The sequence below is a fragment of the Hymenobacter sp. genome, from assembly GCF_036387835.1.
In the GTDB taxonomy this organism is placed as follows: Bacteria; Bacteroidota; Bacteroidia; order Cytophagales; family Hymenobacteraceae; genus Hymenobacter.
This window is the reverse complement of the sequence record NZ_DASVSY010000045.1, coordinates 36,554-51,534: the sequence shown is the minus strand read 5'-3', so window position 1 is coordinate 51,534 and position 14,981 is coordinate 36,554. Positions and strand designations below refer to the sequence as shown.

Here is a 14,981-nt window from a genome sequence, read left to right as displayed (position 1 = left end):
ACGTTCGCGGCAGTGGTTTTTCCTTTATTACTAAGCTGCTCAGTTGCTTAATTTGGGCAACCCCAACCCCCGTTTCGCGGTAAAGGAAGTGTTTGACCTTGCTTTCTCGAAATGGATACTAATATACCTGTCACCTCGCAGCCGCGCATTGTTATTGTGGGTTGCGGTTTTGCCGGGCTACGGCTCGCGAAAGATCTAGCCGACGCTCCCGTGCAAGTGGTGGTTATCGACCGTAACAACTACCACAACTTCCAGCCGCTGCTCTACCAAGTAGCCACCGGTGCCCTAGAGGCCGATAGCATTGCCTATCCGATCCGGAAGATATTTGCGGCCCAGAAGAATTTCTTCTTCCGCATGACCTCGGTGCAGCGCGTCGATACGGCCCGCAACACGGTGGTAACCAGCATCGGCGATATTCGCTACGACCACCTCGTGCTGGCTACCGGCTCGCTTACCAACTTCTTTGGTATCGAGAGCATCGAGCGGAATGCCATGCAGATCAAAAGCATTCCGAACGCGCTGAACTTGCGCAGCTATCTGTTCCAGAACTTCGAAAAGGCCTTGCTGAAGGAAAACCCCGAAGAGCGGCAGGCCCTGCTCAACGTCGTGATTGTGGGCGGTGGTCCAACGGGCGTTGAAATTGCGGGCTCGTTGGCCGAGATGCGTAAAGACGTGCTGCCCAAGGATTACCCGGAGCTGGACTTGAAGCAGATGGAAATCTATCTGATGGAAGCCGGCCCGGCAGTGTTAGGCCCGATGTCGAAGTTTGCGCAGGATAAAGCCAAGCGCTACCTCGATAGCATGAACGTGCACGTACGCCTGAATACGCCCGTCAAGCGCTTCGAAGACTGCAAAGCCTACATTTCCGACACGGAATTTATTCGGACCGAGAACCTGATTTGGGCCGCCGGGGTGAATGGCAACGAGGTAGTAGGCTTGCCTGCTGAAGTGATTGCGCGCAACAAGTGCATCAAAGTGAACCGCTGGAACCGTGTGGAGGGCCAAACCAACGTGTACGCCATCGGCGACGTGGCCAGCATGGTAACCGACGACATGCCCCGTGGCTTCCCGATGCTGGCACCCGTGGCTATCCAACAAGCCGAGCAGCTAGCAGCAAACTTCAAACGCCTGTTGCGCGGCGAATCGCCCGTAGAATTCAAGTATTTCAACAAAGGCAGCATGGCCATTGTGGGCCGCAACCGGGCCGTAGTGGACCTGCCAGGCAACAAGCACTTCAGCGGCTTCCTGGGCTGGCTCACCTGGCTGTTTGTTCACTTGATGACGCTGGTCGGTTTCCGCAACAAAGTTGTGACGCTCATTGACTGGGCCTTCAGCTACGCCAGCTCCGACCGGGCTCTGCGCCTGATCATTCGGCCCTACAAGCGCTCCGACTTCAAAGAAGACAAAGGCAAACTCACAGCTGAGCAAAACGCCCAAACTCCGCAGTACAACCCCTCGGTGCCCGTGCCCGATGCGCAGGTATTGGGAAGGTAAGTATCTGATTCAAGCAAAAAGCCCCGCAGCCTTTCCAGCTGCGGGGCTTTTTGCTTGAATCAGATACTTACTGTTATGCAGTCTAGCGGAGCGGTGTAGTTCCATAAATTGTTTGCCGGTCTTTGCAGAACCATTCCGTTTGGTTGCGTGAGGTCAGCTAGATGCTGCTGTCTCTATTTGGTAGCGCAGGAACCGTTCCCCGCATTCTCTAAATACATAACCTCCCAGGACTGGTCACATAACGCTATGACGGATCCCAATGCGGCTAGCTCACTTGAGCTAGGGCGGCGGAGCGTGAAGAAAATATGGCTGCCGGCCGACCGGTAGGCCACTGGCACATTTATCGCGCTGATAATGTATTCGGTGGCGCCCGTAGTCGGATTGACCCAGCTTCTGGCCTCGGGAATTGGCTGGCTGATTTTTATGAAGTAGCCGGTGGGCACTCCGCAGTCAGTTCCCAATACGGTGCCGTCCTGGCATTCCAGTGCTGGTTCTGGTGTTTCTTGGCAAGCGCTGACCAAGAAGCCAGCTAAGAGTAAAGCGAAAAAGGCTTTCATACATTGATGTATCAGGTAATACTTTCCTGATACATCAACGCTGGTTTTGGTTGCATTCCGCTCCCGGAGCTATAAGGCGTAATCTGCCAGCGCCCGCGCTACATCCAGGATGCTTTGGTCGCTGCGGAAGGTTTTGCTGATGGGCTCCGTCTGGCCGCGCACCCAGATTTTCAGCTCCGATTCCAGGTCGAAGTGTCCGGTGGTTTCCATCGAGAACCGCTCTACGCTGCGGTACGGAATGCTGAGGTATTCGCGCTTTTTGCCCGTTACGCCCTGCTTGTCCACCAGAATCAGGCGCTTGGTGGTAAACACAATCAGGTCGCGGAGAACGGCGTATGATTTTTCCACTCGCTCACCAGCGGTTAGCACCTGCGCCAAGTCCTGCTGAATTTCCTGCGCGTCGTTTTCAGACGCATTGCCGAGTAAGCCGTCGAGTAGTCCCATAAGAGTATGATAGGTTGGAGGATGAGGCCTCAAGCTAAAATAAAACGGCCAGATCAGTCACTTCATTACGACTGCTATCAGCACTTTCCGTGGTAGCAAAGCTAAAGTGTTGATAAGTGCAAGTTACATTGGTTGAAACGCTATACTGCCTCTTACCTCCCGAGAGCGGACGATGGAATTGCGCCACCCGCTTTTCATTTACTGCTTGTAATTGTTTATGCGTTCCGATGTGATTTCCCAAAGCTTCTCCTGGCCCGGATAGCGCTGTAAGAATTCCTCTTGATCATGGCTAGGCTTTAGAAAGCCTAGAAGGTAATACTGCTTTATAGTATCATATATAGGCCAAAAATCATGATGCCTGTTGAAGAAGAACTGTTGCATAAAGTACAATCGTCATTGAAGTTTAAACCTTATAAAAAAGCCTTCCCTAACTAACAGGGAAGGCTTTTGTGTTTCGGGAGTAGCAGAGTCTAATTCGTGCCGCCGGCGCCCGCGCCGCTGCTGCCGGGCTTCTGCTCCTTCTGCTGCATCGAAGTCTGCTGCTGTTGCATCGGGTTGGGCTGGTTGCGTTGCTGCTGCTCGAATAGCTCGAAGCGCGAAGGCGACGCTTTCTGCGGCCAGGAGTTGTTGCTTAGATCGGTGTCGGCGGTTTCCAGGTAAGGGTCCAGCACGAAGCTTACTACGGGCTTGTCGGTGATGAAGACCTTGGTAACTTCGGCATTGTTCTTACGCCAGATTTCGGCCGGGATGTTTACCACTTCCTGCTTGCCATCTTCGTAGGTCATCTGCACGACGACTGGCATGGTCAGGCCCCCAAGGTTTTTGAGGTCGAGCTCGTAGAAGTTGAGGCCCGCGTTGAGGCGCCGCTGCTGCTGAGGCGAAAGAGCTTTTACGAACTGCTGGTAGCGCTGCTTGTCGGCATCGGTGGTGGCCAGCGGGTCGTAGTTGTTGTAGAAGTCCTTCAGATCAGGCTTCTCATCTACCAGAGTTTTCTTGATATCCTGGAGGTTGCGCTGCTGCGAGAGAGTTTGGGGCGCGCTGTTGAGCTGCTGGCGCTTGACGGTGTTTTCCAGCTCGGGGTTCTTGGAGTCAATCTTATACCACTTCACAGCATCCAGAGCGAGGTCGGTGTGGTCGGTAGTATAGAACCAGCCGCGCCAGAACCAGTCGAGGTCGGTGCCGGAGGCGTCTTCCATGGTGCGAAAGAAATCGGCGGGCTCAGGATGCTTATAAGCCCAGCGGCGCGCATATTCCTTGAACGCGTAGTCGAAGAGCTGGCGGCCCATGATGGTTTCGCGCAGGATGTTGAGGCCGGTAGCGGGCTTGGCGTAAGCATTCGGTCCGAATTGCAGCACCGATTCCGAGTTGGTCATAATCGGGGTTTGCAGGTTCTTGCCGGTGCGCATGTAGTCCACAATGTTCTTGGGCTCGCCGCGGCGCGAAGGGTAGTTCCGCTCCCATTCCTGCTCGGTGAGGTACTGCACGAAGGTGTTCAGGCCTTCGTCCATCCAAGTCCACTGCCGCTCGTCGGAATTCACAATCATGGGGAAGAAGTTGTGCCCGACCTCGTGAATAATCACCGAAATCATTCCGTATTTCCGCTCGGCGGTGTAGGTGCCGTCTTTCTCAGGCCGGCCGCCGTTGAAGCAGAGCATGGGATACTCCATGCCGCCCACTGGGCCGTGCACTGAAATAGCCACCGGATACGCGTAGGGAATCGTGAATTTCGAGTAGGTTTTGATGGTGTGCGCCACTACCTCCGTCGAGTACTTGCTCCACAGCGGGTTGCCTTCCTTGGGGTAGAACGACATGCACATCACCGGCACGCCGTCCTGCTTGATACCCATGGCATCCCAAATAAACTTCCGCGACGAGGCCCAGGCAAAGTCGCGCACATTTTTGGCGGCGTAGGTCCAGGTTTTGGTGCCTTTGGCGCGCTTCTGTTCGGCTTGCTCGGCTTCCATAGGCGTCACAATGAACACCGGCTTTTTGGAGTTCACCGCTTGGGCCATGCGCTGCCGCTGCCGGGCCGATAACACCTCCGAGGCGTTCTGCAAGGTGCCCGTAGCGCCCACCACATGGTCGGCGGGGGCCGTGATGCTTACCCGGTAATCACCGAAGGGCAGGGCAAACTCGCCGTTGCCGAGGAATTGCTTGTGCTGCCAGCCCTGGTTGTCGGAGTACACGGCCATGCGCGGGTAGAACTGCGCGATTTCATAGAGGTAGTTCTTGTCCTCGGGGAAATACTCGTAGCCGCTGCGCTGGTTGATTTTGGTTTGGTCGTTGATGTTGTAGCTCCAGGCCAGACTGAACGTAACGGCCTGCCGGGGCCGCAGCGGCGTGGGCAAATCCACACGCATCATGGTGTGGTTGATGACGTGCGGTAGCGCCTTGCCGCCCTTCAGCTCCACCTTGGTGATCTTGAAGCCACCGTCGAACTCGCTGCGTTGCAGATAGTCCAGCGCCTGAAACGGCATCCGCTCCTGAATCTGCCCCACCTGCGTGGCCGTGGTGATGGAGTTCTTGTCCATGATGTTCTGGTCGAGCTGTACCCAGAGGTAAGTCAACACATCAGGCGAGAGGTTGGTGTAGGTGATGTCCTCGGAGCCCGTAACTGCCTGCTTCTCGTCGTCGAGCTTGACGCGGATGTTGTAATCGGCGCGTTGCTGCCAATAATCGGTGCCGGGCGCCCCGGAGGCCGTGCGGTAGGAGTTTGGCGTCGGAAGCTCGGTGCCAAGCTGGGCAAATTTATCGGTGCCGGAATTGGTGGTCTGAGCCAGTGCCGGCCCGGCCAGCAACAAAGCCAGACTGGCGGCTGGCAGTAAGGTTTTGGTCATAGGGTAAGTGTAGTTGCGGAAGAGCCAAAGGCCAAAGGTCGAGAAGTAAATTTACGTGAAATCTACCACCCAATTCATGAAGGACTCAACGCCAAGCCTAGCGTTGCACAAGGAGCGGAGCGCGGACAGGCTGTCTTACCAAGTACTGATGGGAGCAACAGTAGCCTGCGCTTAGGAATTCACTTCGTTGGCATAATAACCTGGAGCCCTACCTCACGAGGTTAGCTGCCCTAGTAACAGGATCACGGCAATGCCCGCGGCGGCACCCGTTACGAGCAGTAGCCAGTCGCGACGAGCAACGCCAAAAACGCGCAACAGAGCAAGGCCTAGCAGCAGAATGATGCCAACAATAAGCAGTTGACCTAGCTCAACCCCTACGTTGAAGGCCAATAGTTCCACAACTGGCCGGCTCTGCCGGCCTAATAGTTCGCGCAGATAGCTGGAAAAGCCCAGGCCATGAATCAAGCCAAACAACGCCGCGAGCAGGTTGGGCCACGCGAGCAGCACGGGAGCTGGTCGGCGGCGGGTGGGCAGCCGTTCTCCCGTCCGCCCTATTTCCGTGGTGTTGAGCAGGCAGGTGAGTAGAATAGTCACCGGAATTAGTATCTCGATCAGCTTAGGATTGTACTGCACGAAACCTAACGTGGCCAGAGCCAGCGTGAGCGAGTGACCCACGGTGAAGCTCGTAACCAGCGCCACCACCCGCCGCCAGTCGCGTAGCACGTATGGCGCGCACAGGGCCAGCAGAAACACGATGTGGTCGTGGGCCCGCAGATTGAAGATGTGGTAGAAGCCGAGCTGGAGGTAGGTTTGAAATACCGACATAGCGCAAATCTACACAAGCCAGGCAAGTTCGCTTAAGTTAAGCTGTAGAGGCTTCAGTAGCAGCGGAATAGCAAAAGTCCCGCAGTGCTCTACAATACTCTTCTCACTACTTTGAACTGCGGCATACGTGTTATGCACCTATCCGGATAAGGACTGTCGGAAGGACAAAGCCGTTGCCTATCCGGATAGGCTCTATGCACCTTCCGTGTGCGCAGCTGCTAGACAGCCGCCGGCAATTGCTTGGCATCATGCTACCAGTGGTTTTCGACCGTATAATGAGGTTGGTGCTAGCTTTCACCCGCATAGCTATGGCTGGAAATAGTGTCCTAAAATCTGGTTGTCAGCGAGCTAGCAATGGTAGGTGAATAATAGGAGTGATTATAAGAGCCGTTGGTATATTGCTGCGTTTTTTGCACTTCTTCCTTAAACGGTTTATGATCAGACACCTATTCCTTGCAACCTTACTAGCACTAAATGCTGGCGCAGTATTAGCCCAGGTTCCCGGCTCAGAGTCAAAACACGAAACGTTCAAGCAGCACCTACGAGCGCAGTATTTGCCTAGCGATACGGCGCAGGCCCTTATCAACCTTTATAGCAGACGACAAGCCGGGGGAGCTAGCTGGATCTTTAGCTCGGCCCTGGCAGCGGCGCGCCTGGCAACAAGCAGCGGAGGCACTACGACAACTAGCAATGGCTATGTCGTACAAGACAACAGCAGCAATGTCGGCGCTATTTTTTTGATTGCCACGCCAATTATGGGCTATGGCGTAAGCAAGCTAGCGCGCTTCAGCAATAAGAAGCTGGAAACGATCCTCACTGCTTACGCTGCGGGGCAGGGGCTGCCCCGCAGTACGCGGCGCAAGCTGAAGCCACGGTTTTTCAACGAGCCTATTATTCAATATACTCCCGTAAACGCTACACCCGCTAAATAATCTGTGGCCTCTTATCCAGTTTCCAAAGCCTTAGTCCTGCTACTTGGGCTGATAGGGTGCAACAGTACCCTCCTTGCTCAATCTACCACTACAACTGCCGCCATGCCAAGCGTACCTGCTGCCGTCGATTCGGGGGCGGTGCTGGTGTTCAATGGGTGGTATTTGCCACGCTATCAACCGAAAGGCGCCGAGGCCGACACCACTGGGGCTTTGCTGGCTTTGTTCAGGAAGCGACGGCGGGCCGGTTTGGTGTACACTCTTCCTTTTATAGCGGGTATGTCGTTGGCTTTGCCCATTTCCACCTCCGACGCTTACGGCCGCACTACCACCGTAGCCGAAGAGGCCATATCGCCGCCGTTGGGCATTGCGGTACTAAGCGCAACGGGTGTAGGCTTTATTGTGCATGCTACCTCGTTCAACAAAGCTCATCTGGTTGCGGTAGACCGGGCGTATGCTGCCGGTAAGCCTATTCCAACCAAATATCGCCGCAAACTCAACGCGCAGCATTTTGCCGATGCTGCTTACGTGCGGGAAGCACTGCGCCAGCAAATGGAGCGCGACCGGCTGCAAACCAGTTCTTCACCTAAATAAGCTGGCAGCTACGCTGTAAGTACTGGCGTAAATAACTACAAACAAAAAACCCGTCGGCACCTAGCCAGCGGGGTTTTGTATTATGTGCAGCTTTCAGCTTAACTTCTGTTTTTTAATAGATCAAGAAGTGCCCGGCCCTTAAAAGCGTGCCTTCACAATCTCGAAGAAGGGAGAAGTGGCCTGATAGGGGTAAAGCACGTAGGCATCGTTTAAGCCGCGGCGGGTGATGGTAGTAGGGCTAACAGGCCCCGTAGCAAACGTGCCCGTCGTGGTGGAAGTAGACCAGTTGTCGGGGCTGTTCAGCCGGAACACCGTGGTTTGACCACCCGATACAACCAGCAGGGTTTGCGCGTTCTGTAGCAACAAGCCATCAGCTCCGGTCAAGTTCTGGTTGGTAGTCACCCGCGTGAAGCTACCAGGGTTGTTGAGCGGTACTTTATACAGAGTGCCATCATTGGACTTGGCCGTCAGCAGAAAGCCGCCAGGGTGAAATACAATGCCGTTCAGCCCGAAGCCCGTACCGCCACTTAGCTGCGGATCTTCCAAAAACACCGACGCAACGCCCTGGGGCGTTACTTTGTAGATGATAGGGGAGGAACTATCGGTTACATACGCGTTACCCTGCAGGTCGACGGCAATATCGTTGGCGAAGTGGTTTTGATTGGGGCGCAGAGCCCCAAGGTCCACATAGCGGGTAAGGCTGCCATTGTTGGAATTGAAAATGGCCAGGGCCGCCAAGCGGCGCAAGGTAGCGGGAGTCGAGCGGGTGGTGTTGGCTCCGTTGTCGGAAACGGCGGCCAATAGGCGGCTGCGGGATTGGTCTAGGTTCAAACCGATGGTGGAAATCAGCCGCGGATCGTCTGCTAAGATGGTGTACGTGCTGTCATCCTTCACAGTGCCAATGCGTCCGCGGGTCCGGGAGCTAACCACAAAGCGCCGGTTTAGCTCGTCGTACTGCACCCCTTCGGGCGAGAGGCCAGCTTGGGCCACTCTTATTCCATTGGGCGCAATCGGAAACGAGATGTTGCCATCGTCATCGACGCAACCCGGCAACAACCCGGCAATACCTACTGCCAGAACAGTTAAACGAACAATGCGCGGCATAGCAAACCGCTTTGTTTTGTGGGAAGAGAAAGAGTGGGACATAGAAAAAAGGTTAAGAACCAACGAATCAGACAGCTACCTATACGCACACCCACAGGAAATAACCGAGTGAAGATGTTGGTGTCTGCGGGTGAAGCAGTACCCCTAAACCTGAAACTGGTTGGCGGGTTTGCGCGGCCGTTCAACTCAATGTTATACTTGTACTCAGCAGGTAAGCACTGATATCACGCTTGAGCGCTTCTTTTGGCTAATCTAGCCGAAGGCCTTTGTGTACTGTTCATTACAATTTTGACAAGATATTATACCGATTAAGTTCTACGCCTAGATAATAGGACAAATAAGATAGGTAGTATAAAACACAATCTATATAGTAGATTTGTTCTGAATTCTGTCCTTTTTCCAACCATTTCGTCATCCTGCGCAGTGACTACCTCTGCTCTGCGCTATTCTTATGAAAAAACAACTACTTATTTCGTGCCTGGTGCTGGGCATAGGTACCAGCGCCTTTGCGCAACAAGCAACTAACAGTACTCCAGCTACTACCAACACAGCTGCTGCTACACATGCCGACACTGTGCAAGCCGTGCGGCAACTATTCCACAAACGCCGCACTGGTGGGTGGATATGGATGACCATCGGTGTTCTTACAACCGTGCGCGTTGGCGCAGCGTCGGCTGATAGTGATTCGGGCGGAAATGCCGCAGGCAAGGTCCTGAGTGTAAGTGTAGTTGGTGGGGTGCCTGCTGGCATTGGCATCAGCAAACTGGTCCGCTTTGGCCAAGCTAAAGAGGCAGCAGCACTCAGCGCGTACGAGCAAACCAAGGCCCTGCCGAAATACGTCAGCCGCCGCCTGAAAAAGAAATACTTCATCGAATAGGCTTGCGCCGACACGCCGACAAGCCTCTCAGTTCTTGCGGAATACCAAGGTGCTTGCTGGAGTTTCGGAAGTGCCGGTGCTGAACGTTGCAATCAATGCATAGCCTTCCGCATAAAGCCGGGCCACCAGTTTCTGAAGTTGCTCGGTGTTGGCTTCCTGGTCTTTCTTGCCAATCACCCCAACTAAATCCTGTTGCTCTGTTCGGCCGTCTCCATAGCTGACAAACACCCGCTTGGCACCTGAGTCTGTAAACAGCTGTACCACGGCAATTCTACTGGTGGCCTGTGCCGAGGTGTTGTGCACGGAGATGCCGAGGCATATGCACAGAAAAAGGAGTAGAATGCGTGTTTCACGGGAATAGGAAGTAGGATGTAATTAGCCAAAACGCAAAAAGCCCCGCCGACAAATTGCCGGCGGGGCTTTTTATGAATGCAAATAGCGAGATGTCTTTCGACAGCTCGTTGAGCACAAGCCGCTGCAACACCCGCTTCAAGGGACGAGCCCCGAACTGCGGGTCGAAGCCTTGCTCGCCGAGGAAGTCGAGTACTTCGTCGGTGGCTTCGAGGCGGATGCCCGCTTCTTCCAGGCGCAACTGAATCTGGCGGAACTGAATATCCATGATGCAGAATATGTGCTGCACCCATTCCCTATTTTAGCGTTATCTTTCTGTTTCTAATACCTTTCTTAATTCTGGCATGTCAACCGAAACTGATTTTAAAGATTTGCTACAGCAACTGGATAATCTGGCCAATATGGCTGAGCGGGTGGGCACGCAGGAATTTCCTTTCTTACTTACCGCAACGACCAAGGGGATCTGGTGCAGGAGTGGCCTAATACAGGCCGTATAGATATCCTTGCGGAGTAGAATAGATGCCATCAATTGGGGCCTGTGGTCTATGTGTTGGCCGGACCTAACGGGGTGGGCAAAACGTCGCTCTACGAATTTGAAGCCTCGGAAGTGCCGCGCCTGAATGGCGACACCCTGTATCAGCAAGGGTTTACGGTGCACGAAGTGGAAGCCGCTCTCCGCCAGCAATTAAACGAATGGGTTAGCCGACGGATTTCGTTCGTGATAGAAACCAATGCCGCCAGCGAACGAGACTACAATCTGTTTACCGCGCTAAAGAAAGTAGGCTATAACCTGGAGCTTCGCTACGTGGACCTGGATCGGTAGTAGTATGCTAGAAACGTATTGCCCAGCGCGTATTGGAAGGGGGCCATAATGTGCCGCCCGCCCTAGTTGAACAGCGTTACATGAACGGCCTGTCGCTATTGAAGCAGCACTACCGTACTTTCGACCGGCTGCAACTTTACGATAATACGGGCACTGAGGCGCGGAAAGTAGCGGACTTTCTACCTGGCCATTCGTTGCAGCAGGTTGAGATGGTGCCAGCATGGGCCGCGCCCGTGTTGGCGCACATCATGCGAATGGAAAAGGTGTACGGCCGTTTGGGTTAACGGCTACTTTCCGACCGTAGCCGTTACTATCGGTGCCAAGTATGTTATCAAAACCGACCGGCACTTTGTTGTTTTGCAGGAACGTTGGTGTCCAGAAAAAAGTGGCGCATCTAAGAGGCTGGCTCGTCGCGTTGCGTTTTGTAATCGAAATCGGCTGGCAACGATAGAATACCATACAGTTCCTCTACAGGCGGAGCTAGTGGCTTAGGCGAAATCGGCTGCGTAGTTACTTGACGCAGATAGTCCTCTACTAAGGCAGTTAGGCTGCGGCCCTGCTGCCGAGCGTATTGCTCGGCTTGCTGTGCCAGCTCATCATTAAGGTTAAGGGTGATGGGCATGGCTTGACAGATTGAATGATTCTATTTATGCAATTAGGAGAGGTCGCGCCACCCTCAGCCCTCATGGTGTCGGTGCCGCCTATTCGCCTGTTCGCGGTAGTTCGGTTAGCATCTGCTCAATCGTTTCACCTAGCGGATCAATCAGCTTTTGCAGCACTATCTAGACAAACTCAAAGTCGGTGTCGAAGTAGTGGTGAGTGAGCTTGTCGCGCATTCGGGCAATGTTGCGCCATTGAATTTGGGGATAGGCTTCGCGCCAGGCAACAGGCAGATTCTTGGTGGCCTCGCCGATAATTTCGATGCTTTTTACTACGGCCCGGCTCATCACTTCGTCTGTTGCCAGAGCTGTCATATCTGGTAGTTTGCCCCGGCAGCTTTGCAGAAACTTTATTTCGTCCCGGATGTGCAGAAGTCGTTCAAGCGGCAGCAAGGAGGACATATTCAGTTGTATTAATAATGTGGGGCCCAATGTACTTGGAAAGCCCTTGACGGGTCAGCAATTCCACTTCTCGCCCCAATAGGTTTTCCAAAAAGTCAAGCACTTCAAAGAAACCGTCGCATGTCTTGCGTCCTTCTTGAAAGTCGATCAGCAAATCTACGTCGCTCTCCGGCCCGGCCTCATCCCGCACGAAGGATCCAAACAAGCCCAGTTGCGCTACCCCTAACGCCCGTAGCGCTGCCTGCTGCGCCTGCAGCCGCGCAATTACCTCGGCTTTGGTAGTGACTCGATTTTCCATAACAAAACAACACAAAAGGAAACAAAACGGCATAACCCAATACGGTCCTCCTGTTAACAACACACTTCGCAATGAAAAAAAGCCCCGCCAGCACAACGCTGGCGGGGCTTTCTCATTCATAACTCAACCCGGCTGAATTACACCCCCGGAATTTCCACGTCCACGTTCAGAAAGCGGATTTGCCCGTCTTCCAGCACAGCTTCCACTACGGCGTCCTTGCTCACGCGGCCCGAGAGGATGTCTTTCGACAGCTCGTTGAGCACAAGCCGCTGCAACACCCGCTTCAAGGGACGAGCCCCGAACTGCGGGTCGAAGCCTTGCTCGCCGAGGAAGTCGAGCACCTCGTCGGTGGCTTCGAGGCGGATGCCCGCTTCTTCCAGGCGCAACTGAATCTGGCGGAACTGAATGTCCACAATCTTGCGGATTTCGCGGCGCTTGAGCGGCTGAAACATCACGATTTCGTCGATGCGGTTCAGGAACTCGGGGCGCATGTGGCCTTTAAGGCGCTCTACCACTTCCTCGCGGGTGCGGTCCACCACTTCGTCGTGGTTGTACTCGTTCAGCTCTTTGAAATTGCGCTGAATGATGTCGGCACCCGTGTTGGAGGTCATGATGATGATGGTGTTCTTGAAGTTCGCCACCCGGCCTTTGTTGTCGGTGAGGCGGCCATCATCGAGCACCTGCAGCAGGATGTTGAACACATCGGGGTGGGCCTTCTCGATTTCGTCAAGCAGAATCACCGAGTAGGGCTTGCGGCGCACGGCCTCGGTCAGCTGACCGCCTTCGTCGTAGCCCACGTAGCCCGGAGGCGCCCCAATCAGGCGCGATACGGCGTGGCGCTCCTGGTACTCGCTCATGTCGATGCGCACCATGCTGTTCTCATCGTTGAACAAGTACTCGGCCAACGCCTTGGCCAGCTCGGTTTTACCCACGCCGGTGGTACCCAAGAAGATAAACGAACCGATGGGCCGCTTGGGGTCCTGCAGGCCCGCGCGCGAACGGCGCACAGCGTCCGAAATGGCGCCAATGGCTTCCGTCTGGCCGGCTACGCGCTTGCCTAGCTCTTGCTCCAGATTCAGCAGCTTCTCGCGGTCTGATTGCAGCATCTTGCTCACTGGAATGCCAGTCCACTTGGCCACTACCTCGGCAATGTCCTCGTGGGTTACCACTTCCTGTAGCATCGAGCCGCCGTCTTTATTGGCGTTGGCTTCGTCCTGCAAGGTTTTCAGCTTCACTTCGGCTTCCGTAATCTTACCGTAGCGCAATTCGGCTACGCGGCCGTAATCACCTTGGCGTTCGGCTTGGTCAGCTTCCAGCTTGAAACGCTCAATGGCTTCTTTCTGCTCCTGGATGCTGGTCAGCACCGATTTCTCGTTTTCCCACTGCGCTTTCAGGGAGTCACGCTTGGCCGTCAGCTCACTCAGCTCTTTGTTGAGCACATTTTCCCGGTCGTGGTTTTCTTCCCGGCGGATGGCTTCGCGCTCAATTTCCAGCTGCATAATGCGGCGCTGCACTTCGTCGAGCTCCACGGGCATGGAGTTCAGCTCGATGCGCAGCTTGGCAGCGGCTTCGTCCATCAAGTCGATGGCCTTGTCGGGCAGGAACCGGTCGGTGATGTAGCGAGAGCTGAGCTCGACGGCGGCAATTACAGCGTCGTCGGTAATCCGGACGCCGTGGTGCAGCTCGTACTTCTCCTTGATGCCGCGCATGATGCTGATGGCGTCCTCAATGGTCGGCTCATCCACCATCACGGCCTGGAAACGGCGCTCCAACGCCTTGTCCTTCTCGATGTACTTCTGGTACTCTTTGAGAGTAGTAGCGCCAATGGCGTGCAGCTCACCGCGGGCCAGCGCTGGCTTGAGCAGGTTGGCGGCGTCCATGGCACCCTCGCCACCGGCACCGGCGCCAATCAGCGTGTGCATCTCGTCGATGAACAAGATGATTTGGCCTTCCGAGTCGGTCACTTCCTTGATGACGGACTTGAGGCGCTCCTCAAACTCGCCCTTGTATTTGGCACCGGCAATAAGCAAGCCCATGTCCAACGACATGATGACTTTGTCCTTGAGGTTTTCGGGCACGTCGCCGACCACGATGCGCTGGGCCAGGCCCTCCACAATGGCGGTTTTACCCACGCCCGGCTCACCGAGCAAGACGGGGTTGTTCTTGGTACGACGGCTCAGAATCTGGAGCACGCGGCGGATTTCCTCGTCGCGGCCGATTACCGGGTCCATTTTGCCGGTACGCACCTGCTCGTTGAGGTTGCGGGCGTAGCGGTTGAGGCTCTGGTATTGGTCTTCGGCGGTTTGGCTGGTCACCTTACGGCCCCCGCGCAGCTCCTTGATGGCGGCTTTCAGGTCTTTCTCGTTGAAGCCGGCGTCCTTCATTAGGGTAGCCACGGCGTCTTTGCCGCCCAGTAACCCCAGTAGCAGGTGTTCTACCGACACATATTCATCGTCAAACTCCTTCAGGAAGTTGGTAGCGCGCTGCAGAGCGGCGGCCGCTTCGTTGGAGAGGTACGGCGAACCGCCGCTTACTTTCGGATAGCCGGCTACAATCGTATCGAGGCGGGGCGTGAGGATGTTCAGGTTCACACCCAGCTTCTTGGCCAGAAACGACAGCACGTTCTCGTCGCTCTGGAAGAGGCCCTTCAGCAGGTGGCCCGTTTCAATGGCCTGCTGCTGGTTGCCCTCGGCAATTTCAGTGGCCTTCTGCACGGCCTCCTGTGCCTTGATGGTATAGTTATTAAAGTTCATGGCTGCTAAGACTAGTTAGGTGCTTCGGGTCAGG

Annotated in this window: 16 protein-coding genes and 1 pseudogene; 6 read left to right on the top strand and 11 right to left on the bottom strand. The window is 54.9% G+C overall.

The annotated features are described in order from the left end of the window. Positions 1-111 precede the first annotated feature (111 nt). Positions 112-1,494 carry an NAD(P)/FAD-dependent oxidoreductase gene (locus VF639_RS09485; protein WP_331145657.1) on the top strand — a complete coding sequence of 461 codons (1,383 nt, stop codon included), beginning with the start codon at positions 112-114 and terminating at the stop codon, positions 1,492-1,494. 173 nt (positions 1,495-1,667) lie between these two features. Here the strand turns inward: VF639_RS09485 and VF639_RS09480 are convergent, their stop codons facing one another. From VF639_RS09480 to VF639_RS09465, 4 genes are all read right to left on the bottom strand, one after another. Then, positions 1,668-2,051 carry a hypothetical protein gene (locus VF639_RS09480; RefSeq protein WP_331145656.1) on the bottom strand — a complete coding sequence of 128 codons (384 nt, stop codon included), beginning with the start codon at positions 2,049-2,051 and terminating at the stop codon, positions 1,668-1,670. A gap of 69 nt (positions 2,052-2,120) precedes the next feature. After that, positions 2,121-2,495, bottom strand: a complete 375-nt coding sequence (locus tag VF639_RS09475) for a PH domain-containing protein (RefSeq protein WP_331145655.1) — start codon at positions 2,493-2,495, stop codon at positions 2,121-2,123. A gap of 470 nt (positions 2,496-2,965) precedes the next feature. Then, positions 2,966-5,332 carry a M1 family metallopeptidase gene (locus tag VF639_RS09470; RefSeq protein WP_331145654.1) on the bottom strand — a complete coding sequence of 789 codons (2,367 nt, stop codon included), beginning with the start codon at positions 5,330-5,332 and terminating at the stop codon, positions 2,966-2,968. Positions 5,333-5,545: 213 nt separating this feature from the next. Next, positions 5,546-6,157, bottom strand: a complete 612-nt coding sequence (locus VF639_RS09465; RefSeq protein ID WP_331145653.1) for a HupE/UreJ family protein — start codon at positions 6,155-6,157, stop codon at positions 5,546-5,548. 554 nt (positions 6,158-6,711) lie between these two features. Here VF639_RS09465 and VF639_RS09460 point away from each other — a divergent pair. Beyond that, complete coding sequence (locus tag VF639_RS09460; protein WP_331145652.1) at positions 6,712-7,089, top strand: hypothetical protein; 378 nt, start codon at positions 6,712-6,714, stop codon at positions 7,087-7,089. 102 nt (positions 7,090-7,191) lie between these two features. After that, positions 7,192-7,680 (top strand): hypothetical protein, encoded by a 489-nt coding sequence (locus VF639_RS09455; RefSeq protein ID WP_331145651.1) that lies wholly within the window; start codon positions 7,192-7,194, stop codon positions 7,678-7,680. A 138-nt stretch (positions 7,681-7,818) separates the two neighbouring features. Here VF639_RS09455 and VF639_RS09450 read toward each other — a convergent pair whose 3' ends face one another. Beyond that, positions 7,819-8,826, bottom strand: coding sequence for a gluconolaconase (locus VF639_RS09450; RefSeq protein WP_331145650.1), 1,008 nt, complete (start codon positions 8,824-8,826; stop codon positions 7,819-7,821). Positions 8,827-9,235: 409 nt separating this feature from the next. On the opposite strand from VF639_RS09450, the gene VF639_RS09445 reads away from it, so the two are divergent. Next, positions 9,236-9,661 carry a hypothetical protein gene (locus tag VF639_RS09445; protein ID WP_331145649.1) on the top strand — a complete coding sequence of 142 codons (426 nt, stop codon included), beginning with the start codon at positions 9,236-9,238 and terminating at the stop codon, positions 9,659-9,661. Positions 9,662-9,688: 27 nt separating this feature from the next. Here VF639_RS09445 and VF639_RS09440 read toward each other — a convergent pair whose 3' ends face one another. Further along, a complete protein-coding gene (locus VF639_RS09440) occupies positions 9,689-9,925 on the bottom strand; it encodes a hypothetical protein (RefSeq protein ID WP_331145648.1) in 237 nt (78 codons plus the stop codon). A gap of 85 nt (positions 9,926-10,010) precedes the next feature. Beyond that, a pseudogene (locus VF639_RS09435) lies at positions 10,011-10,283 on the bottom strand (hypothetical protein); the annotation flags it as partial. 276 nt (positions 10,284-10,559) lie between these two features. Here VF639_RS09435 and VF639_RS09430 point away from each other — a divergent pair. Together VF639_RS09430 and VF639_RS09425 are read left to right on the top strand one after the other, a co-directional pair. Next, positions 10,560-10,835 (top strand): hypothetical protein, encoded by a 276-nt coding sequence (locus VF639_RS09430; RefSeq protein WP_331145646.1) that lies wholly within the window; start codon positions 10,560-10,562, stop codon positions 10,833-10,835. Between the two features lie 80 nt (positions 10,836-10,915). Further along, complete coding sequence (locus VF639_RS09425) at positions 10,916-11,119, top strand: hypothetical protein (protein WP_331145645.1); 204 nt, start codon at positions 10,916-10,918, stop codon at positions 11,117-11,119. 110 nt (positions 11,120-11,229) lie between these two features. Here VF639_RS09425 and VF639_RS09420 read toward each other — a convergent pair whose 3' ends face one another. The 4 genes from VF639_RS09420 to clpB all read right to left on the bottom strand — a co-directional run bounded on the left by VF639_RS09420 (position 11,230) and on the right by clpB (position 14,947). After that, positions 11,230-11,457, bottom strand: coding sequence for a DUF6364 family protein (locus tag VF639_RS09420; protein ID WP_331145644.1), 228 nt, complete (start codon positions 11,455-11,457; stop codon positions 11,230-11,232). 160 nt (positions 11,458-11,617) lie between these two features. Beyond that, the gene (locus tag VF639_RS09415; protein WP_331145643.1) at positions 11,618-11,896 is read right to left on the bottom strand and encodes a HepT-like ribonuclease domain-containing protein; all 279 of its coding nucleotides are present in this window, start codon (positions 11,894-11,896) and stop codon (positions 11,618-11,620) included. Next, positions 11,874-12,194, bottom strand: coding sequence for a nucleotidyltransferase family protein (locus tag VF639_RS09410; protein ID WP_331145642.1), 321 nt, complete (start codon positions 12,192-12,194; stop codon positions 11,874-11,876). The genes VF639_RS09415 and VF639_RS09410 overlap by 23 nt, the downstream gene beginning before the upstream one ends. Before the next feature lie 137 nt (positions 12,195-12,331). Further along, the gene (clpB, locus tag VF639_RS09405) at positions 12,332-14,947 is read right to left on the bottom strand and encodes an ATP-dependent chaperone ClpB (protein ID WP_331145641.1); all 2,616 of its coding nucleotides are present in this window, start codon (positions 14,945-14,947) and stop codon (positions 12,332-12,334) included. Positions 14,948-14,981: the final 34 nt, after the last annotated feature.

What these genes read in the sequence shown, in the direction of transcription:
- VF639_RS09420 (WP_331145644.1), bottom strand. Translation starts at nt 11,457, where the DNA reads ATGCCCATCACCCTTAACCTTAATGATGAGCTGGCACAGCAAGCCGAG.
- VF639_RS09425 (WP_331145645.1), top strand. Translation starts at nt 10,916, where the DNA reads ATGAACGGCCTGTCGCTATTGAAGCAGCACTACCGTACTTTCGACCGG.
- VF639_RS09480 (WP_331145656.1), bottom strand. Translation starts at nt 2,051, where the DNA reads ATGAAAGCCTTTTTCGCTTTACTCTTAGCTGGCTTCTTGGTCAGCGCT.
- VF639_RS09410 (WP_331145642.1), bottom strand. Translation starts at nt 12,194, where the DNA reads ATGGAAAATCGAGTCACTACCAAAGCCGAGGTAATTGCGCGGCTGCAG.
- VF639_RS09475 (WP_331145655.1), bottom strand. Translation starts at nt 2,495, where the DNA reads ATGGGACTACTCGACGGCTTACTCGGCAATGCGTCTGAAAACGACGCG.
- VF639_RS09465 (WP_331145653.1), bottom strand. Translation starts at nt 6,157, where the DNA reads ATGTCGGTATTTCAAACCTACCTCCAGCTCGGCTTCTACCACATCTTC.
- VF639_RS09485 (WP_331145657.1), top strand. Translation starts at nt 112, where the DNA reads ATGGATACTAATATACCTGTCACCTCGCAGCCGCGCATTGTTATTGTG.
- clpB (WP_331145641.1), bottom strand. Translation starts at nt 14,947, where the DNA reads ATGAACTTTAATAACTATACCATCAAGGCACAGGAGGCCGTGCAGAAG.
- VF639_RS09450 (WP_331145650.1), bottom strand. Translation starts at nt 8,826, where the DNA reads ATGTCCCACTCTTTCTCTTCCCACAAAACAAAGCGGTTTGCTATGCCG.
- VF639_RS09455 (WP_331145651.1), top strand. Translation starts at nt 7,192, where the DNA reads ATGCCAAGCGTACCTGCTGCCGTCGATTCGGGGGCGGTGCTGGTGTTC.
- VF639_RS09470 (WP_331145654.1), bottom strand. Translation starts at nt 5,332, where the DNA reads ATGACCAAAACCTTACTGCCAGCCGCCAGTCTGGCTTTGTTGCTGGCC.
- VF639_RS09415 (WP_331145643.1), bottom strand. Translation starts at nt 11,896, where the DNA reads ATGTCCTCCTTGCTGCCGCTTGAACGACTTCTGCACATCCGGGACGAA.
- VF639_RS09445 (WP_331145649.1), top strand. Translation starts at nt 9,236, where the DNA reads ATGAAAAAACAACTACTTATTTCGTGCCTGGTGCTGGGCATAGGTACC.